At 54.4% G+C, this 24,187-nt stretch carries 21 protein-coding genes; 13 read left to right on the top strand and 8 right to left on the bottom strand.

Annotated elements, in window-relative coordinates; genetic code table 11:
- Window positions 1–193 precede the first annotated feature (193 nt).
- Window positions 194–1,474, bottom strand: coding sequence for a glutamate-1-semialdehyde 2,1-aminomutase (gene hemL / locus HFD95_RS18690; RefSeq protein WP_010254062.1), 1,281 nt, complete (start codon window positions 1,472–1,474; stop codon window positions 194–196).
- A gap of 203 nt (window positions 1,475–1,677) precedes the next feature.
- On the opposite strand from hemL, the gene erpA reads away from it, so the two are divergent.
- A complete protein-coding gene (erpA, locus tag HFD95_RS18685; protein ID WP_010254064.1) occupies window positions 1,678–2,025 on the top strand; it encodes an iron-sulfur cluster insertion protein ErpA in 348 nt (115 codons plus the stop codon).
- A gap of 30 nt (window positions 2,026–2,055) precedes the next feature.
- Here erpA and HFD95_RS18680 read toward each other — a convergent pair whose 3' ends face one another.
- The 3 genes from HFD95_RS18680 to mtnN all read right to left on the bottom strand — a co-directional run bounded on the left by HFD95_RS18680 (window position 2,056) and on the right by mtnN (window position 3,916).
- The gene (locus HFD95_RS18680; protein WP_010254068.1) at window positions 2,056–2,307 is read right to left on the bottom strand and encodes a hypothetical protein; all 252 of its coding nucleotides are present in this window, start codon (window positions 2,305–2,307) and stop codon (window positions 2,056–2,058) included.
- Between the two features lie 123 nt (window positions 2,308–2,430).
- Window positions 2,431–3,225, bottom strand: coding sequence for a vitamin B12 ABC transporter substrate-binding protein BtuF (gene btuF, locus HFD95_RS18675; protein WP_010671857.1), 795 nt, complete (start codon window positions 3,223–3,225; stop codon window positions 2,431–2,433).
- Entirely contained in the window at window positions 3,218–3,916 is a 699-nt protein-coding gene (gene mtnN, locus HFD95_RS18670; RefSeq protein ID WP_033756625.1) for a 5'-methylthioadenosine/S-adenosylhomocysteine nucleosidase, read from the bottom strand. Before mtnN ends, btuF begins: the two co-directional genes overlap by 8 nt.
- 92 nt (window positions 3,917–4,008) lie before the next feature.
- Here mtnN and dgt point away from each other — a divergent pair, with 92 nt between their 5' ends.
- From dgt to HFD95_RS18655, 3 genes are all read left to right on the top strand, one after another.
- Window positions 4,009–5,499: a dGTPase gene (gene dgt / locus HFD95_RS18665; protein ID WP_010254077.1), complete on the top strand. Its 1,491-nt coding sequence runs from the start codon at window positions 4,009–4,011 to the stop codon at window positions 5,497–5,499.
- Between the two features lie 134 nt (window positions 5,500–5,633).
- The gene (degP, locus tag HFD95_RS18660) at window positions 5,634–7,079 is read left to right on the top strand and encodes a serine endoprotease DegP (RefSeq protein ID WP_010671858.1); all 1,446 of its coding nucleotides are present in this window, start codon (window positions 5,634–5,636) and stop codon (window positions 7,077–7,079) included.
- 184 nt (window positions 7,080–7,263) lie between these two features.
- Window positions 7,264–8,421 (top strand): CdaR family transcriptional regulator, encoded by a 1,158-nt coding sequence (locus HFD95_RS18655; protein ID WP_010254083.1) that lies wholly within the window; start codon window positions 7,264–7,266, stop codon window positions 8,419–8,421.
- A gap of 60 nt (window positions 8,422–8,481) precedes the next feature.
- Here HFD95_RS18655 and HFD95_RS18650 read toward each other — a convergent pair whose 3' ends face one another.
- The 4 genes from HFD95_RS18650 to map form a co-directional block, all read right to left on the bottom strand.
- Complete coding sequence (locus tag HFD95_RS18650; RefSeq protein WP_010254085.1) at window positions 8,482–8,874, bottom strand: DUF3461 family protein; 393 nt, start codon at window positions 8,872–8,874, stop codon at window positions 8,482–8,484.
- 224 nt (window positions 8,875–9,098) lie between these two features.
- Complete coding sequence (dapD, locus tag HFD95_RS18645; protein ID WP_010671859.1) at window positions 9,099–9,923, bottom strand: 2,3,4,5-tetrahydropyridine-2,6-dicarboxylate N-succinyltransferase; 825 nt, start codon at window positions 9,921–9,923, stop codon at window positions 9,099–9,101.
- A gap of 83 nt (window positions 9,924–10,006) precedes the next feature.
- On the bottom strand, window positions 10,007–12,661 hold the full coding sequence (gene glnD, locus HFD95_RS18640; RefSeq protein ID WP_167430606.1) for a bifunctional uridylyltransferase/uridylyl-removing protein GlnD: 2,655 nt from the start codon (window positions 12,659–12,661) through the stop codon (window positions 10,007–10,009).
- Window positions 12,662–12,727: 66 nt separating this feature from the next.
- Window positions 12,728–13,522 (bottom strand): type I methionyl aminopeptidase, encoded by a 795-nt coding sequence (map, locus tag HFD95_RS18635; protein WP_010254092.1) that lies wholly within the window; start codon window positions 13,520–13,522, stop codon window positions 12,728–12,730.
- Window positions 13,523–13,840: 318 nt separating this feature from the next.
- Between map and rpsB the strand changes: the two genes are divergently transcribed.
- From rpsB to bamA, 9 genes are all read left to right on the top strand, one after another.
- Window positions 13,841–14,566, top strand: a complete 726-nt coding sequence (gene rpsB / locus HFD95_RS18630; protein WP_008925636.1) for a 30S ribosomal protein S2 — start codon at window positions 13,841–13,843, stop codon at window positions 14,564–14,566.
- A gap of 181 nt (window positions 14,567–14,747) precedes the next feature.
- Entirely contained in the window at window positions 14,748–15,599 is an 852-nt protein-coding gene (gene tsf / locus HFD95_RS18625; protein ID WP_010254097.1) for a translation elongation factor Ts, read from the top strand.
- Window positions 15,600–15,756: 157 nt separating this feature from the next.
- Entirely contained in the window at window positions 15,757–16,482 is a 726-nt protein-coding gene (gene pyrH, locus HFD95_RS18620; RefSeq protein ID WP_010254099.1) for a UMP kinase, read from the top strand.
- Window positions 16,483–16,625: 143 nt separating this feature from the next.
- On the top strand, window positions 16,626–17,183 hold the full coding sequence (gene frr / locus HFD95_RS18615; protein ID WP_010254103.1) for a ribosome recycling factor: 558 nt from the start codon (window positions 16,626–16,628) through the stop codon (window positions 17,181–17,183).
- Window positions 17,184–17,294: 111 nt separating this feature from the next.
- The gene (gene ispC, locus HFD95_RS18610; protein WP_022625453.1) at window positions 17,295–18,491 is read left to right on the top strand and encodes a 1-deoxy-D-xylulose-5-phosphate reductoisomerase; all 1,197 of its coding nucleotides are present in this window, start codon (window positions 17,295–17,297) and stop codon (window positions 18,489–18,491) included.
- A 181-nt stretch (window positions 18,492–18,672) separates the two neighbouring features.
- Window positions 18,673–19,425 (top strand): (2E,6E)-farnesyl-diphosphate-specific ditrans,polycis-undecaprenyl-diphosphate synthase, encoded by a 753-nt coding sequence (ispU, locus tag HFD95_RS18605; protein ID WP_010254107.1) that lies wholly within the window; start codon window positions 18,673–18,675, stop codon window positions 19,423–19,425.
- A gap of 18 nt (window positions 19,426–19,443) precedes the next feature.
- Window positions 19,444–20,301: a phosphatidate cytidylyltransferase gene (cdsA, locus tag HFD95_RS18600; protein WP_010254111.1), complete on the top strand. Its 858-nt coding sequence runs from the start codon at window positions 19,444–19,446 to the stop codon at window positions 20,299–20,301.
- Window positions 20,302–20,313: 12 nt separating this feature from the next.
- Window positions 20,314–21,660 (top strand): sigma E protease regulator RseP, encoded by a 1,347-nt coding sequence (rseP, locus tag HFD95_RS18595; protein WP_167430605.1) that lies wholly within the window; start codon window positions 20,314–20,316, stop codon window positions 21,658–21,660.
- Window positions 21,661–21,711: 51 nt separating this feature from the next.
- Window positions 21,712–24,123: an outer membrane protein assembly factor BamA gene (bamA, locus tag HFD95_RS18590; protein ID WP_010254119.1), complete on the top strand. Its 2,412-nt coding sequence runs from the start codon at window positions 21,712–21,714 to the stop codon at window positions 24,121–24,123.
- Window positions 24,124–24,187: the final 64 nt, after the last annotated feature.

The raw sequence follows: 24,187 nt of genomic DNA, 5'->3' as shown, positions 1-24,187 counted from the left end.
GCCCGGCAACGGGCGCACCTCATGGATGAGGTGCGTAATCGCGCGGGCCGAGCGAGTCATGGATGACGGCTTTCGCGCCTTTCCGATCTGACCCTGTTTCCTGTGCGTGCACCCTCTCACAACAGAGCGGGGCAAGCCTCATCAATAACAAAAGACCGGCTGCTGCCGGTCTTCATCTTTAACGCTGCCGCAATTACAGCTTCGCGAAACAACGACGCGCGGCGTCGACAGTGCGCTGAATATCCTCTTCGCTGTGCGCCAGCGACATAAAGCCCGCTTCATAGGCTGAAGGCGCAAAGTAAACGCCCTCTTCAAGCATCAGGTGGAAGAAGGTTTTAAAGCGCTCCACATCGCAGCGGGTCACATCGGCGTAACAGGTCACACTGTCAGCATCGGTGAAGAACAGGCCGAACATCCCGCCAACATGGTTAATCACCAGCGGGATATTTTGCTGTTGTGCTGCTTCACGCAGACCCTCTGCCAGCTTGCGGGTCAGGGCATCCAGCTTCTCATGGGTGCCCGGCTGCGCGATCTGCGTCAGGCAGGCGAAACCCGCCGCCATGGCGATTGGGTTACCAGAGAGCGTTCCCGCCTGATAAACCGGACCGGTCGGGGCCAGCGCTGCCATCACTTCGCGACGGCCACCGAACGCACCGACGGGCATTCCGCCACCAATGATTTTCCCAAGGCAGGTCAAATCAGGGCGCACATTGTAATGAGCCTGCGCGCCACCCAGCGCGACACGGAAACCGGTCATCACTTCATCAATAATCAGTAGTGCGCCGAACTCATCACACAGTGAACGCAGACCCGGCAGGAACTCCGGCTGAGGTGGGATGCAGTTCATGTTGCCAGCCACCGGCTCAACGATGATGGCCGCAATCGACTCGGGATATTGCTCAAAAGCGCTGCGCACTGAGTCGAGATCGTTAAAGGTGCAGGTCAGGGTATGTTTAGCGAAATCGGCCGGTACGCCCGGCGAGTTCGGCTGACCCAGTGTTAACGCACCGGAGCCGGCTTTCACCAGCAGATGATCGGCGTGGCCGTGGTAGCAGCCTTCAAACTTGATGATTTTATCGCGGCCGGTAAAGCCACGCGCCAGGCGGATAGCGCTCATGGTCGCTTCGGTGCCGGAGTTGACCATCCGCACCATCTCCATGCTCGGCACCAGCTCACACACCAGCTGCGCCATGGTCACTTCCATTTCGGTCGGTGCGCCAAAACTTAAGCCGCGCTGTGCCGCTTCAATCACGGCGTTACGAATCGCCGCGTTGTTATGACCCAGCACCATCGGACCCCATGAGCCGACATAGTCGATATAGGCTTTGCCGTCAGCGTCATAGAGATAGGCGCCATCAGCGTGTTCAATAAACAGCGGAACGCCGCCCACACCGGTAAATGCGCGTACTGGCGAGTTTACCCCACCCGGGATCAGGCGTTGTGCCTCGGCAAACAGTTGTTCGGACTTACTCATTTTCGGCTCCAGCGGTTCAGAAAAATATTGCGCCATTCTACGGAAGAGGGGCAGCAGACGAAAGGTGGATTCGCCCCCTGTGCCCTTAACAGGAGTGAAAGCGGCACAGAGTGCGAAGGGCAGAGCTTGATTGCGCTGAGGTGCTGGCTGATAATAGTGTAATTAAGGTCGTTTTCTGACCTGGGCGTTTACCGGAGTAAAACATGAGTGATGAAGTAGTAGCACTGCCGTTGCAGTTTACCGACGCCGCAGCCACCAAGGTGAAGAACCTGATTGCCGACGAAGAGAACCCGGCGCTGAAACTTCGCGTCTATATCACCGGTGGCGGTTGCAGTGGTTTCCAGTACGGCTTCACCTTTGATGACCAGATGAATGATGGCGACATGACGATTGAAAAGCAGGGCGTCTCACTGGTGGTTGATCCGATGAGCCTGCAATATCTGGTGGGCGGTTCAGTGGATTACACGGAAGGTCTGGAAGGCTCACGCTTTATCGTGACCAACCCGAATGCCAAAACCACCTGTGGCTGTGGCTCTTCCTTCAGTATCTGATAATGCAGGCCGTCATACAGACGGCCTCGTTTACCATTCTATTGTGACCAGCCGGTTACTTTGCTTCACACTTCCCTGCGATTGAATCTGGCCGTTTGTTACGCGCGGCTGCGCGCTTGCCTGTCTGCCGCAGTTGATCTGCGGCGCGGGCTGGCCGTTAGCCGTGTTGATTTCACAGCGTGAATAGATGACAAGTCTGGCGCCAATAGAGCCATTTATCGATCCTGCAAAGGCAGAACCGGCGATCGACAGCCCTATGGCCAGCAGCAGTGCTCTGGTCATATAAGGTTCCTGGTGTTTTAAAAAAGCGCCGGAGCGCTAAAAGGACGGCGAGCATACGTGGCGCGTTCGTCTCTGGTATTGATCAACGGCAAAAATCGCAGTGACTTTAATCAATTCGCCGATTTATTCATCGGGATGCAGGGCCGCACAGAGTTGCTGCGCGGCCAGCAGCAGTCGCGGGCCTGGCCGGCTAAGCCAGTCCTCGTTGATGGCAATCACCGGTACATCCAGCTGCGGTCGCCAGAACACCCGGATGTTTTCCGCCTGCTGCGCACTGCCACCCGTCACAACGGCCTGAGGATGGCGCATCAGCACCTGCTCACGGCTGACCTGCGGCCAGCTGACGCGGCTGTCAGCAAAGATGTTCCTGCCGCCACATAACGTAATAATTTCATTCTGCAGCGTGGCTCTGGCGGCGGTAAACAGGGGCTGCTGACCAAATTGCAAAAAAAGCGGAACCGCAGTCAGATGAGCATAGCGCTGACGCAGCGCGGCTTCCTGCTGACGTAACTGGCGGGCAGCGCGAGTTGCCTGCTCCGGTCTGGGGCTCCAGTGGCCCAGATCGGCCAGCGCCGTGAACATCTCATCCAGCGTCAGCGGATCAATCCATTTAACCGGCACGCCGAGCTGCTGTAGCTGGTCAATCTGCCGCTGCGGATTACCGCCTCGCCAGGCTAACACCAGATCCGGCTTAAGCTGCAGAATACGTTCAGCCTTGATGCCCTGCCAGTTTGCGACCTGCTCAATCTGTTTCGCCTGCGGCGGATAGTCGGACCAGGCGCTGACCGCAATCGGGGTAATCCCGGCAGCAAAGGCGAGTTCGGTAAGGTGAGGGGAGAGGGTAATCACGCGTGGCGGTGAAGCCAGCAGGCTGCCGCTTAACAGCAGCAGCCAGCAGAGGAGTAGCGTTTTAGCCACGCGCCAGATGCGCCAGCAGGTTCTCCACCATCAGCGAAGATTGCTTCGCCGCAACGCTTAAGAACTCATCAAAGCTGAGGTGAGATTGCTTATCGGCCACGTCGGAAATGGCGCGAACGACCACAAAAGGCACCTGGAACTGATGACAGACATGGCCGATAGCGGTGGCTTCCATCTCAACGGCAATCGCCTGCGGGAACAGATTACGAATGCGCGCCAGCGGTTCGGCACCATTGATAAAGGCATCACCGCTGACTACCAGACCGCGTACGGCTTTCAGATCCAGCTGCTGAATACAGGCTTCTGCAGCGGCGATAAGCTTGCTGTCTGCCACAAACGCGGCAGGACAACCCGCCATCTGACCCGGCTCATAACCAAAAGCGGTGACGTCAGCATCGTGATAACGCACTTCTTCTGACACCACGATATCACCGACGCTGAGCGACGGCGCTAAACCGCCAGCCGAACCGGTGTTGATCACCACATCCGGCTTGCAGAGCTGCAGCAGCAGCGTGGTACCCAGCGCGGCAGAGGTTTTACCAATGCCCGATTTCAGCAGAGCCACCTCAACGCCCTGCAGGGTGCCGGTATAAATTTCACAACCCGCCAGCGACAGCGTTTGACGGTTTTCAATTTTGTCGCGCAGCAGTGTGACTTCCTGCTCCATCGCGCCAATAATGCCTGCTTTCATAGTGAGTTCCGCTAATGTAAAGAATCAAAATTTAGGGCATAGTCTACCATGGCATTCAGGGGATTAATTCACGAAAAAATAAGGGGTAATCCATGTCAGCGATCAATTTCAGGAAGAAGATCAGCTTCTCGCGCCCTTATAACAGCCGCAAGGAACCGGAAGGCGAATATTACATTACGCGCCATTTTGAGAGCGATCGCGGACGGATTATAAACTCCGCCGCTATCCGGCGTTTGCAGCAAAAAACGCAGGTGTTTCCGCTGGAGCGTAACGCTGCCGTTCGTTCCCGCCTGACGCATTCGCTGGAGGTGCAGCAGACCGGGCGTTACATCACCAAAGAGATTCTGCAAACCCTGAAGATGCAGGGCGGGCTGGCGCAGTATGGTCTTGATGAACTGGAAGGCGCCTTTGAAAGTCTGATTGAGATGGCCTGTCTGATGCATGATGTCGGTAATCCACCTTTTGGCCATTTTGGCGAGGCGGCGATTAATGACTGGTTTGAAGAGAACCTCTCTGCCGAGCTGGTTGATCCGCTGGTGGCCGGCGTGGAAGGAGAAGCACAGCGTAAAGCCTTTGATCAACTCAACGCCATGATCCGCCAGGATCTCTGTCACTTTGAAGGCAATGCGCAGGCGATCCGGATGGTGCATACGCTGCTGCAACTGAATCTCAGTTATTCTCAGGTCGCCTGCATCCTGAAATATACCGCGCCTGCCTGGTGGCAGGGGGAAAAGCCCGCCGAATTTAGCGTACTCATGAAGAAGCCTGGGTTTTATCTCTCTGAGCAGGATTATATTGCCGACCTGCGTGCTGCCACCAATATGGAAGAACACCACCGTTTTCCGCTGACTTATATAATGGAAGCTGCGGATGATATCTCCTATTGTATTGCCGATTTGGACGACGCTGTAGAAAAAGATATCTTTAATGTTGAAAGTTTGTATGAGTTTCTCAATAAAGCCTGGGGGCCGGTTAAAAATAATGACGCTTTCAGTCGGACTATTGGCGAAGCCTGGCGTGAAGCCTGCAGTAAAAAACGCCGAAGCCGCAGCGATCAATTTTTTATGTCACTCCGCGTAAATGTTCAGAGCGTACTGGTAAGCTATGCGGTGAAACGTTTTGTTGATAATCTTCCTGCTATATTCGATGGAAGTTTTAACCATGCGCTACTGGAAGATGAGGGTGAAGAGGGCCGCTTACTGCAATTGTTTAAAACCGTTGCGCGCCAGCAGGTCTTTAATCATTCTGAAGTAGAGCAGCTGGAGTTGCAGGGTTACCGGGTGATTAAAGGGCTGCTGGAGATCTATCAGCCGCTGATGCGCCTTAATTACGAAGCCTTTACCACGCTGATAAATGAAGATTTCCTGCGTCAGCATCCGATCGAAACCCGGCTTTTTCATAAGCTCTCGGGTAAACACCGTAAAGCCTATTTGCATAAGATGCGTAATCTGGTTGTAGAACATAAATATCAGCGTCTGTTGTGGGAACGTTATTATCGCTTCCGGCTCATTCAGGATTATATCAGTGGTATGACCGATCTCTATGCCTGGGATGAGTACCGACGACTGATGGCGGTAGAATAAGCCGCCAATTGTAAAGAGCGCGAATAAATTTTTACTTTTGCCTTAAACTTTTAAAGGAACTTCGCGCTAAAACATTTATCTCACCTTTCGACCACAGCAATGGTCTGAACAGTAATCTTATTGAGAAACGAAAAATGAAAAAAAAGACCTTAATGTTAAGTGCGCTGGCGTTGAGCCTGAGCATGGCGCTCGCCCCTGTTACTGTTTCTGCTGCGCAAACGGCCTCTTCCGATAGCCTGCAACAGCCAAGTCTGGCACCGATGCTGGAGAAGGTGATGCCGTCTGTGGTCAGTATCAGCGTCGAGGGGACCACCACGGTGAAAACCCCGCGTATGCCGCAGCAATTTCAGCAATTCTTTGGCGACAATTCGCCATTCTGCCAGGATGGTTCCCCGTTCCAGGGTTCACCGATGTGCCAGAACGGCGACGGTGCAGGCGGTAACGGCGGCGCGCCAGTGCCTGATACACAGCAGGAAAAATTCCGTGCTCTGGGATCGGGTGTCATCATTAACGCTGACAAAGGCTATGTGGTAACTAATAACCACGTCGTGAATAATGCCACCAAAATTCAGGTACAGCTCAGCGACGGTCGTCGCTATGACGCCAAAGTCATCGGTAAAGATCCCAGCTCTGACATTGCCCTGATTCAGCTGCAGGAAGCCAAAAATCTTACCGCAGTCAAAATCGCTGACTCTGACAACCTGCGCGTCGGCGATTATACCGTGGCGATCGGCAACCCTTATGGTCTGGGTGAAACGGTCACCTCAGGTATCGTCTCCGCGCTGGGACGCAGTGGCCTGAACGTGGAAAACTACGAAAACTTTATCCAGACAGATGCGGCCATTAACCGGGGCAACTCCGGTGGTGCGCTGGTTAACCTCAACGGTGAACTGATCGGGATTAACACCGCCATTCTGGCGCCCGATGGCGGCAACATCGGTATCGGCTTTGCTATCCCCAGCAACATGGTGAAAAACCTGACGGCACAGATGGTCGAGTTTGGTCAGGTGAAACGCGGCGAGCTGGGCGTGCAGGGGACTGAGCTGAACTCCGAGCTGGCAAAAGCGATGAAGGTCGACGCACAACGTGGTGCCTTTGTCAGCCAGGTGCTGCCAGACTCAGCGGCCGCCAAAGCCGGTATTAAAGCGGGCGACGTCATTGTCTCGATGAACGGTAAACCGCTGAGCAGCTTTGCTTCGCTGCGTGCGGAAGTGGGCTCACTTCCGGTTGGCACCACCCTGAAACTGGGGCTGCTGCGTGACGGCAAACCGGTCGATGTCTCTGTTAAGTTGCAGCAGAGCAGCCAGTCAAAAGTGCAGTCCGCGACCATCTACACTGGCATTGAAGGCGCCGATCTCAGCAATATCGAAGCGGGTACCAAAGGTGTCCGGGTTGATAACGTGAAACCGGGCAGTGCTGCGGCGCGTATCGGCCTGAAAAAGGGCGATGTGATCCAGGGCGTTAACCAGCAGGTAGTGACCAACCTGGGTGAGCTGCGCAAAGTTCTCGACAGCAAGCCGTCCGTTCTGGCGCTGAATGTGAAACGCGGCGACAGCAGTATCTATCTGCTGATGCAGTAAGCGAACAGCAACGGATGAAGAGGCGGACTGCGGTCCGCCTTTTTTATGTCCACTTTCTGCCTCGTCAGAGTGTGATGCTCACCGCAAATTCGGCAAATGACGGCCTGGCTCTGTGCAATTGCACAATGTTCTGCGTGCTGTGCATGCGTATTCTGTTTCTCCCCCCTCTTTTCAGGAGTAATGGATGGCTACCTATCACCTTGATGCCCGGCTGGCACAGGATATCGTGGCGCGCACCATGAAAATTATTGACAGCAATGTCAACGTGATGGATGCGCGGGGCCGGATTATCGGCAGCGGTGACCGGGAACGTATTGGGGAGTTGCACGAAGGTGCACTGCTGGTGCTCTCTCAGGGGCGCGTTGTCGACATCGATGAGGCCGTGGCTAAACATCTTCATGGCGTGCGGCCTGGCATTAACCTGCCGCTGCGCATTGATGGTGACATCGTCGGGGTGATCGGCCTGACTGGTGAGCCGCTGGCGCTGCGGCATTATGGCGAGCTGGTCTGCATGACCGCGGAGATGATGCTGGAGCAGGCCCGGCTGCTGCATATGCTGGCGCAGGACAGCCGTCTGCGTGAAGAGCTGGTGCTGAACCTGATCCGCAGCGATACCCTGTCGCCACAGCTGACCGAATGGGCGCAGCGGCTCGGGATCGATCTCAATCAGCCGCGTGTGGTCGCCGTAGTGGAAGTGGATAGTGGTCAGCTCGGCGTCGACAGCGCGATGTCAGAGTTACAGCAGTTGCAAACGCTGCTGACCACGCCGGAGCGGGACAATCTGATCGCGATTGTGTCACTGACCGAAATGGTGGTGCTGAAACCGGCCCTGAATGGGCATGGGCGTCACGATCAGGAAGATCATCGCCGCCGCGTAGAGCAGCTACTACAGCGGATGAAAGAGAGCGGTCATCTTCGGATGCGTATCGCGCTGGGCAACTTCTTTACCGGACCCGGCAGCATCGCACGCTCTTACCGGACGGCGCGCACCACGATGATGGTGGGCAAGCAACGTATGCCCGAGGTGCGCAGCTATTTTTATCAGGATCTGGTGCTGCCCGTGCTGCTCGACAGCCTGCGGGGTGGCTGGCAGGCCAATGAGCTCGCCCGACCACTGGCGAAGCTCAAGAGCATGGATAACAACGGCTTGCTGCGCCGCACGCTGATCGCCTGGTTTACCCATAACGTCCAGCCGAGCGCCACCGCGCGTGCGCTGTTCATTCATCGTAATACGCTGGAATACCGGCTGAACCGGATTTCTGAACTGACCGGACTGAATCTAGGCCATTTTGATGACAGGCTGTTGCTCTATGTTGCTTTGCAACTGGATGAGCAGGGCTGAAGTGCAGATTTGCGGCATAAAAAAGGCCAGCAATGCTGGCCTCTCTGGTCGGGCAGGAAATTAACGACCGTTACGGGTTAATTTTTCCAGATCCGATTCAATTTCAGTGATCTTGTGAGAAACCACGCTTTCCAGGTGACGCAGGTCATCCAGAATTTTGCGTTTCAGATCGACTTCAACCTGATCGCGCTGGCAAATCTGGTCCAGTTCATCGATGACATAACGCAGATTCGGGCTGATTTCCTGAACTTCTTTGTAGCCCTGGGTCGCGTGATCGGCAACAACCGTTTTGCGCTGGCGCGGATATTTGAATTTGACGCTCTTCGCGAAAAACTCACCTTTATCTTTGCGGAAGTAGATTTTCAGAATGTCGTTATTGGCTTCCTGACGCAGGCTATAGCGGTCAATGTCGTCCGGGTTACTGATACCTAAGCTTTTCAGATTGTCATACATAGCGTTGTTTCCATCAAAAGTGAGAAGCGCGCAGACTTGTTCATGACGTCCGTCAACTGTAGACATAAATAAGCGGGATGAACATTGCGCGACAGGATTTAACTGGCGCGGATTATGACCTGGATAAAAACTAAACGCACCAGTTAATTCGCGACGCGAAGCATGTTGTTCATGAATAACTGTAAAGAAAAGATGACGGGCTGGAAACCAGCCCGTCGCTTAAATCAGTCGATGGTGCGCAGCAGCTCGTTAATACCTGTTTTGCCAAGTGTTTTCGCATCCACTTTCTTCACGATTACGGCACAGTAGAGGCTGTAGCTGCCATCTTTAGAGGGCAGGTTACCTGAGACCACCACGGATCCCGCAGGAACACGGCCGTAATGCACTTCGCCGGTCTCGCGGTCATAGATTTTGGTGCTCTGACCGATGTAAACGCCCATTGAGATCACGGAACCTTCTTCAACAATCACGCCTTCAACGATTTCAGAGCGCGCGCCAATGAAGCAGTTATCTTCGATGATGGTCGGGTTCGCCTGCAGCGGCTCCAGCACGCCACCGATACCCACGCCGCCAGAAAGGTGAACGTTTTTACCAATCTGTGCACAGGAGCCAACGGTCGCCCAGGTGTCCACCATGGTGCCTTCATCCACAAAGGCGCCAATGTTGACGTAAGAAGGCATCAGCACCGTGTTGCGGGCGATATAGGCACCCTGACGCACAGCCGCAGGCGGCACGACGCGGAAACCGGCTTCTTTGAAACGTGCTTCATCCCAGCCAGCAAACTTCATCGGCACTTTGTCGTAAAAGCGGGTTTCTGCACCTTCCATCACCTGATTGTCATTGATGCGGAAAGAGAGCAGTACGGCTTTCTTCAGCCACTGATGCGTTACCCACTCGCCGTCGATCTTCTCAGAAACGCGCAGTGCACCGCTGTCCAGCAGGGCGATCACCTGGTTGATGGCATCACGGGTTTCGCTGTCGACGCTGGCGGGTGTGATGTCAGCGCGACGTTCGAAGGCGGATTCAATAACGCTCTGTAACTGTTGCATATTTTTTTCCTGATCTGTCATGTGCGATGCCGGGCAATACCCCGACACAAGTAAAGAGATTAATGTTTACAAATCGAGTCTGGTCACACTTTATCGTTTGGATTAAGGGCCTCTGTCAACCGTTGTCGCAACGCTTTTCGCATTTCTTCGTCCAGCGCCTGACGTTCACTGTTGGCCAGAATAAACAAATCTTCGACCCTCTCGCCGATGGTGCTGATGCGTGCGCCATGCAGTGAGACTCCGAGATCGGCAAAGACTTCACCGACCCGCGCCAGCAGGCCTGGCTGATCCAGCGCCACCAGTTCCAGATAGCTGCGACGATCGGTATGCGTCGGCAGGAAATTGACTTCGGTATCGACGCTGAAATGCCTGAGTTTGGCCGACGGACGGCGGGTACGCGGGGGCGCCCACTCTGACTGGGTTATTGCCTGCTCCAGCGCCTGAATGATCATCGGATGGCGATCCGGAGAGAGCGGGCTGCCATCCGGCTCCAGCACAATAAAGGTATCCATCGCCATGCCGTCGCGGCTGGTAAAGATTTGCGCATCGTGCACGCTGAGATTACGGCGATCGAGTTCACCCGCAACGGCGGCAAACAGGTGCGGGCGATCGGGACTCCAGATAAAGATTTCGGTCCCGCCGCGCGTGGCCTGCGGACTGACCAGCACCAGCGGTTTTTTCAGGTCGTGAACCAGCAGGTGGCGGGCATGCCAGGCGATCTGATTCGGCGTATGGCGCAGGAAGTAGTCAGCGCGGCAGCGATTCCAGATCTGGTGCAGACGCTCTTCATCGATGTTGTCCATCCGCAGCAGCGCCAGCGCCTGCAGGCGATGATGACGCACCCGCTCACGCAGATCCGGACTGTTTTCCATGCCGCGTCGCAACTGCTTCTCGGTGGCGAAAAAGAGCTCGCGTAACAGGCTCTGCTTCCAGCTGTTCCACAGACTTTCATTGGTGGCGCAGATATCGGCTACGGTCAGGCAAACCAGATAGCGCAGCCGGTTCTCATTCTGCATCACCTCGGCGAACTGCTGTATCACCGTCGGGTCCTGAATATCGCGCCGCTGTGCTGTCACCGACATCAGCAGATGATGACGCACCAGCCAGGCCACCAGCTGGGTTTCACGTGAGTTGAGACCGTGCATTTCAGCAAAGTCGAGCGCATCCTGCGCGCCGAGAATAGAGTGATCGCCGCCGCGCCCTTTGGCAATGTCATGCAGCAGCGCGGCCATCAGCAACAGCTCCTGTTGCGGCAGGCGCGGCCATAACTCGACGCACAGTGGATGCTGCGGGCGGGTGCTTTCAGTGGCAAAACTTTCCAGCTTCTGCAACACCCGAATGGTGTGCTCATCTACGGTGTAGGCGTGAAACAGATCGAACTGCATCTGTCCGACGATATGGCCCCACAGCGGCGTATAAGCCCACAGCACGCTGTAGCGATGCATCGGCACCAGCGCCCGGCTGACCGCGCCGGGATGGCGCAGAATCGACATAAAGGTGCGGCGCGCTTCCGGAATCTGACACAGCGGCTGTTTAAGATGACGACGCGCATGGCGCAGGTGACGCAGGGTGGTGGAGTAGATCCCTTTGATGCTGTCATTACGCACCATGACGTAGAACATGCGCAGGATTGCCTGCGGCTCTCGCCGGAACAGCGTTTCGTCGCGCAGGTCGATCAAATCGCCACGCAGCTGGAAATCGTCATCAATAGGCCTGGGCTTTTCGTTGGTGGAGAGCGCCAGAATCGCCTCATCAAACAGCTGCAGCAGCATCTGATTCAGTTCGCCGATACGCCGCGTGACCCGATAGAAATCTTTCATCATCCGCTCGACCGGCTCATTGCCCTCGCCCTGATAATTCAGGCGTTGTGCCACGCTGAGCTGGCGATCAAACAGCAGGCGATTATCGTAGCGGGGCAGGGAGAGGTGCAGGGCAAAGCGGATGCGCCAGAGAAATGCCTGACATTCGTTGAGTTCGCTGCGCTCCGCGTCGGTGAGGAAACCAAAGCCGACCATCTCATCCAGCGTGGTGGCGCCAAAATGGCGTCGGGCGACCCACTGCAGCGTATGAATGTCCCGCAGGCCACCGGGGCTGCTTTTAATGTCCGGTTCGAGGTTATAGCTGGTGCCGTGATAACGCTTGTGGCGCTCCTGCTGCTCTTCAATTTTGGCGGCGAAAAAGCAGGATGAGGGCCAGAAACCATCGCTGAAGATGTTTTTCTGTAATTCCAGAAACAGCGCCACATCGCCGGTCAGCATGCGTGACTCAATCAGATTAGTGGCAACGGTCAGGTCAGATAACCCCTCCAGCAGACACTCTTCCAGCGTGCGGACGCTGTGACCCACTTCCAGCTTAAGGTCCCACATCAGCGTTAACAGATCGCTGGTGCGCTGCGCAGCCTGTTCATTCAGCGGCTGGCGGCTCAGGATCAGGACGTCAATATCAGAGAGTGGATGCAGCTCGGCACGGCCATAGCCGCCAACGGCGACCAGCGCGATAGCCGGCATCTCATCAAAGCCAAAAAAGCGCCACAGGCGACGCAGCAGCCGATCGATAAACAGCGTGCGGGCATCAATCAGCGGCTCAACGGGTTCACCGGCATCAAACGCGGCGGCCAGATGTTGCTGAAATTGCTCCAGCCGCGGCTTCAGAATGTCACGTGTCAGCTGGTCGTCACCCCATTCGGCTGGCGAATCGACCAGACCGTTTTTCACATCTTCTGACAGACTCACGCTCATGCAGCTCTTCTCTTTTTTAGCCAAAAAAAAGCCGGCTCAGCGCCGGCTTGATCTGTAATGGGGGAATTACCCTTCGGCGACAAGCACAGCGGGCAGCGTGTCGTCTTTGCGCAGGGTTAAAATCTCACAGCCGTTCTCCGTCACCACAATAGTATGCTCATACTGCGCGGACAAGCTGCGATCTTTGGTTTTTACCGTCCAGCCATCTTTCATGGTGCGGATGCGGTAATCCCCGGCATTGACCATCGGTTCTACCGTAAAGGTCATGCCCGCCTGGAGTACCACGCCGCCATCATCGGCATCGTAATGCAGCACCTGAGGCTCTTCATGGAAACCCTTGCCGATACCGTGGCCGCAATATTCGCGCACCACAGAGAAATCGTTGGCTTCAACATATTTCTGGATGGCGCGGCCCAGTTCGCGCAGGCGGATGCCGGGCTTGATCAGACGCAGTGAGAGATAGAGGCTCTCCTGCGTGACACGGCACAGGCGTTCGCCCTGAATGGTCGGCTTGCCGACGATAAACATCTTTGAGGTATCGCCGTGGTATTCATCTTTAATTACGGTGACATCGATATTCACTACATCGCCATCTTTTAACGGACGATCATCGCTGGGGATCCCGTGGCACACCACTTCATTCACCGAGATGCAGACCGACTTCGGAAAGCCGTGATAGCCGAGGCAGGCGGAGACAGCCTGTTGCTTTTGAGTAATGTGATCGTGGCAGATGCGGTCCAGTTCACCGGTGGTCACACCCGGTTTTACGTAAGGCTCGATCATCTCCAGCACTTCGGCGGCCAGTCGGCCCGCGACGCGCATTTTTTCGATTTCTTCAGGGGTTTTAATTGAAATTGCCATTAAATTAATCCGCAGTTGTCGAAATTTTCGACAATAATAAGTTCTGTGCTGTCATGTTAGCAGCCAGCAAATGGGCTGCCAAATAGAGAACGCGCTGACCTCCGTCAGCGATCATTTATTGGCGTCCCTGGGCTGGTTGTGGTATAAAGCGCGCCGACGATTCTCTGTATGGCCGTTTCGGTCAGCAGGAAACGCATAACTCTCATTATGTGTAATAAAACACACATGTATCGACACATACGCCGGGGTGCCTTGAAAGAGGTCGGTCGTATGGGATACATGGAGGCCCAACCCCAATCAAACTTTAGAGGTTTTATCATGGCAACTGTTTCCATGCGCGACATGCTCCAGGCTGGTGTTCACTTCGGTCACCAGACCCGTTACTGGAACCCAAAAATGAAGCCATTCATCTTTGGTGCTCGTAACAAGGTTCACATCATCAACCTGGAAAAAACTGTACCTATGTTCAACGAAGCTCTGGCTGAACTGAACAAGATCTCTTCCCGTAAAGGTAAGATCCTGATCGTAGGTACTAAGCGTGCTGCTGCTCAGGCGGTAAAAGAGTCTGCACTGAGCTGCGACCAGTTCTTCGTAAACCACCGCTGGTTGGGTGGCATGCTGACTAACTGGAAAACCGTGCGTCAGTCAATCAAGCGTCTGAAAGATCTGGAGATTCAGTCTCAGGATGGTACTTTCGACAAACTGACCAAAAAAGAAGCGCTGATGCGTGCGCGTGAGCTGGCCAAGCTGGAAAACAGCCTGGGCGGTATCAAAGATATGGGCGGTCTGCCAGACGCGCTGTTTGTTGTCGATGCTGACCACGAACACATCGCAATCAAAGAAGCAAACAACCTGGGTATCCCGGTATTTGCTATCGTTGATACCAACTCAGATCCAGATGGCGTTGATTTCGTTATCCCAGGTAACGACGATGCAATCCGTGCTGTAAACCTGTACCTGACTGCCGTTGCGACCACCGTTCGCGAAGGCCGCTCTCAGGACCTGGCTGAGCAAGCTGAAGAAGCGTCTTTAGAAAACGCTTAATAAGGTTTGCTCTGCATAAGAGCCCTTAGCATTCAGATGTGATCTGTAAGGGGCCTATACTGGCCCCTTTATTTTATCTAAGTCTGTTACGCCCCCAACCGGACGGCGGGACAGAGTAAATTTTCCGCAAATAAGTGTCTGCTGGTGCAAACGTACACAGGCACGAACCGAGGATTCTGGAATGGCTGACATTACCGCTGCATTGGTAAAAGAACTGCGTGAGCGTACTGGCGCTGGCATGATGGATTGCAAAAAAGCGCTGACTGAAGCGAATGGCGACATTGAGCTGGCGATTGAGAACATGCGTAAGTCTGGCGCAATCAAAGCAGCGAAAAAAGCAGGCAACGTTGCTGCTGATGGCGTAATCAAAACCAAGATCGTTGGCGACTACGGCGTGATTCTGGAAGTAAACTGCCAGACTGACTTCGTTGCAAAAGATGGCGGTTTCCAGGCGTTCGCAGACAAAGTTCTGGATGTGGCTGCAGCTGATCGCGTTACCGACGTTGAAGTTCTGAAAGCGCAGTTCGAAGAAGAGCGCGTTGCACTGGTTGCTAAAATCGGTGAGAACATCAACATCCGTCGCGTTGCTATCCTGGAAGGCGCAGAGCTGGGCAGCTACCTGCACGGCGCACGTATCGGCGTTCTGGTTTCAACCAAAGGCGCTAACGAAGATCTGATCAAACAGATCGCGATGCACGTTGCGGCAAGCAAGCCTGAATTCGTTAAGCCAGAAGACGTTTCTGCTGACGTGGTTGATAAAGAGTACCAGGTTCAGCTGGACATCGCGATGCAGTCTGGCAAGCCAAAAGAGATCGCAGAGAAGATGGTTGAAGGCCGTATGAAGAAATTCACCGGCGAAGTCTCTCTGACTGGTCAGGCTTTCGTTATCGACCCAAGCAAAACCGTTGGCCAGGCTCTGAAAGAGCAGGGCGCTGACGTTATCAACTTCATCCGCTTCGAAGTTGGTGAAGGCATCGAGAAAGTTGAGTCTGACTTCGCTGCAGAAGTTGCAGCAATGTCCAAACAGTCTTAATGCTTTGAAAGAACCGCCAGATGGCGGTTCTTTTTTGTCTGTGAATCGCAACAGATACGTTTTCAGTTTCATCCCAATAGCAATTTCATTGCGGTAAGCGGATGATCGATCAGAATTTACTTCTCCTTTACACCCAATCTTCCAGGAAGAACTGACCATGGCGACCAACGCAAAACCTGTTTATCAACGTATCCTGCTTAAACTCAGCGGCGAAGCCCTGCAAGGCGCTGAAGGTTTTGGTATCGACGCGAGTGTGCTTGACCGCATGGCACAAGAGGTAAAAGAGCTGGTTGAACTGGGCATCCAGGTTGGCGTGGTGATTGGCGGAGGGAACCTGTTCCGTGGAGCGAGCCTGCAGCAGGCCGGCATGAACCGCGTTGTGGGTGACCACATGGGTATGCTGGCAACCGTGATGAACGGCCTGGCGATGCGTGATGCACTGCACCGCGCCTATGTGAATGCACGCCTGATGTCAGCGATTCCACTGAATGGCGTCTGTGACAACTACAGCTGGGCAGAAGCAATCAGCCTGCTGCGTAACAACCGCGTGGTGATCTTCTCCGCCGGTACCGGTAACCCGTTCTTCACCACTGACTCTGCAGCGTGTCTGCGCGGCATTGAGATTGAAGCGGACGTCGTGCTGAAAGCGACCAAAGTGGACGGCGTCTACTCTGCGGATCCGGTGAAAAGCCCGGACGCAACGCTGTATGAGCAACTGACCTATGCTGAAGTGCTGGATCAGGAGCTGAAAGTGATGGATCTTGCGGCCTTTACCCTGGCGCGTGACCACAAATTACCTATCCGTGTTTTCAACATGAATAAGCCTGGCGCACTGCGTCGCGTAGTGATGGGTGAAAAAGAAGGCACCCTGATTACGCATTAATACCCGAGGCGAGATAAAATAAGGTATATTCTGTCAGCGCGATGATAATGCATCGCGCACCAGTCAGGATTATCGATGATTATCGATCCCGCTTCCGGTTACGCCGGAACTGGCCAGGTCAAACCGAATCCAAGGGTTTCAACGTGATTAACGACATCAAAAAAGATGCTGACACGCGCATGGAAAAATGCGTTGAAGCATTCAAAACCACCATCAGCAAAGTGCGCACCGGTCGTGCTTCACCTTCGCTGCTCGACGGCATCGTCGTCGAATATTACGGCACGCCGACGCCACTGCGTCAGCTGGCTTCTGTCACTGTGGAAGATTCACGCACGCTGAAAATCAACGTGTTTGATCGTTCACTGAGTCCGGCAGTCGAAAAAGCGATCATGAAGTCCGATCTCGGTCTGAACCCAAGTTCAGCCGGTACCGACATCCGTGTTCCGCTGCCTGCGCTGACAGAAGAGCGTCGTAAAGATCTGATTAAAATCGTGCGCGGCGAAGCCGAGCAGGGCCGTGTGTCGGTACGTAACGTCCGTCGCGATGCCAACGATAAAATCAAAGCGCTGCTGAAAGATAAAGAGATCAGCGAAGACGACGAACGTCGTGCGCAGGATGAAGTGCAAAAAATGACCGATGCGTACATCAAGAAAGTTGATGCTGCACTGTCAGAAAAAGAGACGGAGCTGATGGATTTCTAATCCCATCACTGCCGGACAAAACGCCGTACAGAGAGGTATTCGTATGAATGCGACATCTGGCGGCGTTTTACATTGTGCCTGTGGGCACGCTGACTTCACACGGATAGCTTCATGAAGCGATTAACTCTGCTGGGATCCACCGGATCAATCGGCACCAGTACGCTGGCGGTGGTGCGCGCCAACCCGGCGCTTTATCAGATTACGGCGCTGGTTGCCGGCCATAACGTGGCGCTGATGGCCGAGCAGTGTGCGGCTTTTACACCGCGCTACGCCTGCATGGCAGACGAGGCATCCGCCGCTGCGTTGCGTGAGCGACTGAGAGCAATCAGGGTCAATACTGAAGTGCTCTCCGGCGTTCAGGCAGCCTGTGAGCTGGCCGCGCTGGATGAGGTGGATCAGGTGATGGCGGCGATCGTTGGCGCATCGGGTTTGCTGCCGACGCTGGCGGCCATTCGCGCCGGAAAAACGGTGCTGCTGGCCAACAAAGAATCGCTTGTCACCTGCGGCCGTTTGTTTATGGAGGCCGTGCGTCATCATAACGCACAGTTACTACCGGTCGACAGCGAGCATAACGCCATTTTTCAGAGTTTACCGGCTACCATCCAGCATCAGTTAGGTTACGCTGACCTGCGGGATAATGGCATTGAGTCGATTATCCTTACGGGATCGGGTGGTCCTTTTCGTGACACAGATTTAGCGGATCTCAGCGCCATGTCGCCAGATCAGGCCTGTGCACATCCGAACTGGTCGATGGGGAGAAAAATCTCTGTCGATTCGGCCACCATGATGAATAAAGGTCTTGAGTACATTGAAGCCCGTTGGTTGTTTAATGCCAGCGCAGCGCAGATGGAAGTGATACTCCACCCACAGTCGGTGATTCACTCCATGGTGCGATACTGCGATGGCAGCGTGCTGGCTCAATTAGGTTCTCCTGATATGCGTACGCCGATTGCCCACAGCATGGCCTGGCCTTCGCGCATCAATGCAGGCGTGACGCCGCTGGATTTTACCCGCATGTCGGCGCTCTCCTTTGCAGAACCTGATTTTAGTCGCTACCCCTGTCTGAAACTGGCCATTGATGCCTGTGATGCAGGGCAGGCGGCGACCACCACGCTGAATGCAGCCAACGAGGTTGCCGTCGCGGCTTTCCTGAATCACCAGATCCGCTTCACCGACATTGCCGCGCTTAATAGTGAGGTGATGGCGGCACAAGTGTGTCCGGAGCCGGATTCGGTGGACGCTGTCCTTGAAATCGATCGCACTGCGCGCGCGCTGGCGACAGAAATGTTGCCGCGTTTCACGTCGTGATGCCGATCGTTATGAGGCCATTTGTTCGCTTCAGGTGAAAATGATATAGTCGCTGGCTCGCGTTTCACGGTCTGTCACCGAATTCGGTGTGGCCCGGCACTGAGAGTGTGTCGGGATTTGAATCGGGCGCAATGTATTCAGAAACCACAGCATTTCTGATGAAAGGAATTGGTTAAGCGTTATGTCGTCTAACAATCACAACAACACTGATGACCAGCAGGGAAACGGTCCGCGCCACGTCGCTATCATCATGGATGGCAATGGCCGCTGGGCCAAAAATCAGGGAAAATTGCGCATTTCAGGCCACAAAGCTGGCGTTAAATCGGTACGCCGTGCCGTCAGCTTTGCGGTCAGTAACAATCTTGAAGCCCTGACGCTTTACGCCTTCAGCAGTGAAAACTGGAGTCGTCCGCCGCAGGAAGTCACCGCGTTAATGGAACTCTTTGTCTGGGCGCTTGATAGTGAAGTGAAGAGCCTGCACAAACACAATGTTCGCTTACGCGTCATTGGCGATACCAGCCGTTTCAGCCCGCGTATTCAGGAACGTATTCGCCGTTCTGAGACGCTGACCGCAAATAATAGTGGCCTGACGCTCAACATTGCTGCCAACTATGGCGGCCGTTGGGATATTATCGAAGGCGTGAAAAAACTGGCTGAACAGGTTCAGGAAGGATTACTGCGACCTGACCAGATTACCGAAGAGAGCCTGACGTCGCAGCTCTGTATGCAGGAGCTGGCGCCAGTGGATTTAGTGATAAGGACCGGGGGAGAGCATCGGATTAGCAACTTCCTGCTGTGGCAGATTGCCTATGCTGAATTCTATTTTACCGATGTGCTCTGGCCGGATTTCGATGAACACGTTTTTGAAGGTGCACTGAATGCATTCTCTCTGCGGGAGCGTCGTTTTGGCGGCGCTGCACCAGGCGGCGCCTGAGCAATCTGGGGGTAACCTTTGCTGAAGTCTCGTCTGATTACCGCGTTGATATTAATTCCGCTGGTAATAGCTGCACTGTTCTGGTTACCGCCTGTTGGCTTCGCCCTGACAACCATCGTTATCTGCATGCTGGCAGCCTGGGAATGGGGTCAGTTTGCAGGGATGGCATCACGGCAACAGCGCGTCTGGCTGGCTGTACTTTGTGGTCTGCTGCTGGCGCTGATGCAGTTTACGCTGCCACCTTATCAACACACGGTGCATCTGCCACAGATCGCGACATCGCTTTGGGCGTCGCTGGTGTGGTGGGTCGTTGCACTGCTGCTGGTGCTCTCCTATCCCGCTTCTGCGGCCTTCTGGCGCCATTCGCGTCCCCTTCGCTTACTGTTTGGCGTGTTAACGCTGGTCCCTTTTTTCTGGGGCATGGTGGCGCTGCGCCAGTATCACTATGACACCGACCACTTCGCCGGTGCCTGGTGGTTGCTGTTTGTGTTGCTGCTGGTATGGGGAGCGGATTCAGGTGCTTATATGTTTGGCAAGATGTTCGGCAAGCACAAGCTGGCGCCAAAGGTCTCACCAGGCAAAACCTGGGAAGGCTTCCTGGGCGGTCTGGTCACCTCGGCGCTGATTGCAGTGCTGTTTGCGACGCTGGCGCCACTGACGGTTTCCACCGGTACGCTGGTGATTTGCGCGATTATCGCGACGCTGGCCTCTGTGCTGGGCGACCTCACTGAGAGCATGTTTAAACGTGAAGCGGGCATCAAAGACAGTGGTAATCTGATTCCTGGTCACGGCGGCATTCTTGATCGTATTGATAGTCTGACTGCGGCGGTGCCGGTGTTTGCCTGTTTATTGCTGCTGGTGTTTCGCACCCTTTAAGGACAGGCAAAGATGTTGAGCATACTCTGGAGTTTCGTCGCCTTTATCGTTGCGCTGGGCGTATTAATTACCGTTCATGAGTTTGGCCATTTCTGGGTCGCTCGTCGCTGTGGCGTCAAAGTTGAGCGCTTTTCCATTGGTTTTGGTAAGTCGCTCTGGCAGCGCCGTGACCGCCACGGCACCGAATTTGTCATCGCGCTGATTCCCCTTGGCGGCTACGTTAAAATGCTCGACGAGCGTGTTGAAAGCGTGCCAGCCGAATTTCGTCATCAGGCTTTTAACAACAAAGCCGTCTGGCAACGCGCCTCAATCATTGCGGCAGGTCCTGTCGCTAATTTCATCTTTGCCATCTTTGCCTACTGGGTTGTGTTTATTCACGGCGTGCCCGGTGTGCGCCCGGTAATCGGTGAAATTTTAAACGGTTCGGTGGCTGCGGAAGCTCAAATTACGCCCGGCATGGAACTTAAGGCTGTTGACGGTATCGAAACGCCTGACTGGGATGCTGTGCGTATGGCGCTGGTGGGTAAAATCGGCGACAACAGCACCACCTTAACAGTGGCTCGATTTGGCGAGGACGCAACCCAGCAGAAACAGCTGGATTTGCGTAACTGGCAGTTTGAGCCTGATAAGCAGGATCCGGTCGTCGCGTTAGGGATTCAGCCACGCGGTCCGCAGATTGAGACCACGCTGGCAGAAGTGCAGGCGAACTCGCCAGCCAGTGAAGCCGGTTTGCAAGCAGGCGACAGGATCGTTAAAGTCGATGGTCAGCCATTATCGCAGTGGCAGACTTTTGTCACGCAGGTCCGGGATAACCCCGGCAAAAGCATGGCGCTTGAGGTGGATCGCGGCGGTGAGTCTATTGCGCTGACGATGACGCCAGAAGCGAAATCTGGCAGTAAAGCGGGATTTGCGGGTGTCATTCCGCGCATTGTTCCTCTGCCAGAAGAGTACAAGACGGTAAGACAGTATGGCGCGTTTGCGGCTATCGGTGAGGCTAGTGTAAAAACCTGGCAACTGATGAAGCTCACCGTCTCCATGCTGGGCAAGTTAATAACCGGTGATGTGAAGCTGAACAACCTGAGCGGGCCAATTTCGATTGCGCAGGGTGCAGGGTTGTCAGCAGAGTATGGGTTGATTTACTACCTGATGTTCCTGGCGTTGATTAGCGTCAACCTGGGCATCATCAACCTGTTCCCTTTGCCGGTTTTAGATGGTGGGCACTTGCTCTTCCTGGCGATCGAAAAGATCAAGGGTGGACCGGTGTCCGAGCGAGTTCAGGACTTTAGTTATCGCATCGGTTCAATTTTACTGGTGCTGTTAATGGGGCTTGCACTTTTCAATGATTTCTCACGTTTGTAACCGCTGGAACGCGAACATTCGAGGGATGTGTTAGGAAAACGCATAACAACGATGGCGATGAAAAAGTTGCTCATAGCGTCGCTGCTGTTTAGCAGCGCCACCGTTTACGGTGCAGACGATTTCGTAGTGAAGGATATTCATTTCGAAGGGCTGCAGCGAGTCGCCGTCGGCGCGGCTCTGCTGAGCATGCCAGTACGGGTTGGCGATACGGTGAATGACGATGATGTCAGAAATACCATTCGCTCGCTGTTCGCTACTGGCAACTTTGAGGATGTTCAGGTCCTGCGAGACGGTACAACGCTGATTGTCCAGGTCAAAGAACGTCCTACCATTGCCAGCATTACCTTCACCGGTAACAAAGCGGTGAAAGAGGATCAGCTCAAACAAAATCTGGAAGCCTCAGGTGTCCGTGTCGGCGAAGCGCTGGACCGTACCACCATCTCCTCTATCGAGAAGGGACTTGAGGATTTCTACTACAGCGTAGGTAAATATACCGCCAACGTGAAAGCCGTGGTCACGCCACTGCCGCGTAATCGTGTGGATCTGAAGCTGGTCTTTACTGAAGGTGTCTCTGCAAAAATTCAGCAGATCAACATCGTCGGTAATAAAGCCTTTAGCTCCGATGAGCTGATTTCCCGCTTCCAGCTGCGCGATGAAGTGCCATGGTGGAACGTGGTCGGCGATCGTAAATATCAGAAGCAGAAACTGGCGGGTGACCTCGAGACCCTGCGCAGCTTCTATCTGGATCGTGGCTATGCACGCTTTAACATCGATTCAACGCAGGTCAGCCTGACGCCTGATAAAAAAGGTATCTACATCACGGTGAACATCACCGAAGGTGACCAGTACAAAATCGCTGGCGTGATCGTCAATGGCAGCATGGCGGGCCATTCAGCAGAAATTGAACATCTGACCAAGATTCCGGCAGGCGAGCTCTATAACGGCGCCAAAGTCACGAAAATGGAAGATGACATCAAGAAACTGCTGGGCCGCTACGGCTATGCTTATCCGCGCGTGGCAACACAGCCAGAAATCAACGACGCCGACAAAACCGTAAAACTGCATATTAATGTGGATGCGGGTAACCGTTATTATGTCCGTAACGTCCGTTTCGAAGGCAATGACACGTCGAAAGACTCCGTGTTACGTCGCGAAATGCGTCAGATGGAAGGCGCGTGGCTGGGCAGCGATCTGGTTGAACAGGGTAAAGAGCGTCTGAACCGTACCGGTTACTTTGAAACCGTTGATGTGGATACTCAGCGTGTGCCAGGTTCGCCAGACCAGGTTGACGTGGTCTACAAGGTTAAAGAGCGTAACACCGGTACCTTTAACTTCGGCGTCGGCTACGGCACCGAAAGTGGTGTGAGCTTCCAGGTCGGCGTCACGCAGGATAACTGGCTGGGCACCGGTAATACCGTGGGCATCAGCGGGACCAAGAACGATTACCAGACCTATGCTGAATTCTCGCTGACTGACCCTTACTTCACCGTTGATGGTGTCAGTCTGGGTGGTCGTCTGTTCTACAACGACTTTAAAGCAGATAACGCGGACCTTTCTGACTATACCAACAAAAGTTATGGTCTGGATGGCACGCTTGGCTTCCCGGTTAACGAAAACAACACCCTGCGTGTCGGTCTGGGCTATGTCCACAATGACCTGTCAAACATGCAGCCTCAGGTGGCGATGTGGCGTTATCTTGACTCGGTCGGCAAGCCGCAGCAGCTCAATGATGAAGGTGATTTCTCAGCAGATGACTTCACCTTTAACTACGGCTGGACTTATAACACCCTGGACCGCGGCTTCTTCCCGACGTCCGGTAACCGTACCAACCTGAACGGTAAGGTGACGATTCCGGGCTCGGATAACAGCTTCTATAAGGCCACGCTGGATACTCAGCAGTATGTGCCGATTAACCAGGATCGTACCTGGGTGCTGTTAGGCCGTGGTCGCGTAGGTTATGGCGATGGTCTCGACGGCAAAGAGATGCCGTTCTACGAGAACTTCTACGCCGGTGGTTCAAGCACCGTGCGCGGCTTCCAGTCCAACACCATTGGACCGAAAGCAGCCTACTTAAATAACAACTCGTCGAACTGCCGAATCGCCGATCCAAATGGCGTCTGTAAGTCTGACGATGCGGTGGGCGGTAACGCCATGGCGATTGCCAGCCTTGAGCTGATTACGCCAACGCCGTTCCTGAGCGAGAAGTATGCTAACTCGGTTCGTACCTCGGTGTTTGTCGATGCCGGTACAGCGTGGGATACCCATTGGGAAAATACTGCGGAAACTCGTGCGGCGGGCATTCCTGACTACAGCGATCCAAACAATATCCGTGTATCCAGCGGTGTTGCGCTACAGTGGATGTCACCGCTCGGCCCGCTGGTGTTCTCTTACGCCCAGCCGATGAAGAAAGTCGATGGAGACAAGTCAGAGCAGTTCCAGTTTAACATTGGTAAAACCTGGTAATGTTCTGAGCATGGATGCATAGCTGAAGTATTGCTGCCGGACAGCACCTGTTGCTGTTCCGGGG

The sequence above is a fragment of the Pantoea sp. EKM10T genome (assembly GCF_011800685.1).
GTDB lineage: Bacteria > Pseudomonadota > Gammaproteobacteria > Enterobacterales > Enterobacteriaceae > Pantoea > Pantoea agglomerans.
This window is presented reverse-complemented; position numbering and strand designations above follow the sequence as displayed.

What these genes read in the sequence shown, in the direction of transcription:
- map (WP_010254092.1), bottom strand. Translation starts at nt 13,522, where the DNA reads ATGGCAATTTCAATTAAAACCCCTGAAGAAATCGAAAAAATGCGCGTC.
- HFD95_RS18655 (WP_010254083.1), top strand. Translation starts at nt 7,264, where the DNA reads ATGGCTACCTATCACCTTGATGCCCGGCTGGCACAGGATATCGTGGCG.
- bamA (WP_010254119.1), top strand. Translation starts at nt 21,712, where the DNA reads ATGGCGATGAAAAAGTTGCTCATAGCGTCGCTGCTGTTTAGCAGCGCC.
- hemL (WP_010254062.1), bottom strand. Translation starts at nt 1,474, where the DNA reads ATGAGTAAGTCCGAACAACTGTTTGCCGAGGCACAACGCCTGATCCCG.
- glnD (WP_167430606.1), bottom strand. Translation starts at nt 12,661, where the DNA reads ATGAGCGTGAGTCTGTCAGAAGATGTGAAAAACGGTCTGGTCGATTCG.
- ispC (WP_022625453.1), top strand. Translation starts at nt 17,295, where the DNA reads ATGAAGCGATTAACTCTGCTGGGATCCACCGGATCAATCGGCACCAGT.
- degP (WP_010671858.1), top strand. Translation starts at nt 5,634, where the DNA reads ATGAAAAAAAAGACCTTAATGTTAAGTGCGCTGGCGTTGAGCCTGAGC.
- HFD95_RS18680 (WP_010254068.1), bottom strand. Translation starts at nt 2,307, where the DNA reads ATGACCAGAGCACTGCTGCTGGCCATAGGGCTGTCGATCGCCGGTTCT.
- mtnN (WP_033756625.1), bottom strand. Translation starts at nt 3,916, where the DNA reads ATGAAAGCAGGCATTATTGGCGCGATGGAGCAGGAAGTCACACTGCTG.
- erpA (WP_010254064.1), top strand. Translation starts at nt 1,678, where the DNA reads ATGAGTGATGAAGTAGTAGCACTGCCGTTGCAGTTTACCGACGCCGCA.
- tsf (WP_010254097.1), top strand. Translation starts at nt 14,748, where the DNA reads ATGGCTGACATTACCGCTGCATTGGTAAAAGAACTGCGTGAGCGTACT.
- rseP (WP_167430605.1), top strand. Translation starts at nt 20,314, where the DNA reads ATGTTGAGCATACTCTGGAGTTTCGTCGCCTTTATCGTTGCGCTGGGC.
- pyrH (WP_010254099.1), top strand. Translation starts at nt 15,757, where the DNA reads ATGGCGACCAACGCAAAACCTGTTTATCAACGTATCCTGCTTAAACTC.
- ispU (WP_010254107.1), top strand. Translation starts at nt 18,673, where the DNA reads ATGTCGTCTAACAATCACAACAACACTGATGACCAGCAGGGAAACGGT.
- HFD95_RS18650 (WP_010254085.1), bottom strand. Translation starts at nt 8,874, where the DNA reads ATGTATGACAATCTGAAAAGCTTAGGTATCAGTAACCCGGACGACATT.
- dgt (WP_010254077.1), top strand. Translation starts at nt 4,009, where the DNA reads ATGTCAGCGATCAATTTCAGGAAGAAGATCAGCTTCTCGCGCCCTTAT.
- dapD (WP_010671859.1), bottom strand. Translation starts at nt 9,923, where the DNA reads ATGCAACAGTTACAGAGCGTTATTGAATCCGCCTTCGAACGTCGCGCT.
- rpsB (WP_008925636.1), top strand. Translation starts at nt 13,841, where the DNA reads ATGGCAACTGTTTCCATGCGCGACATGCTCCAGGCTGGTGTTCACTTC.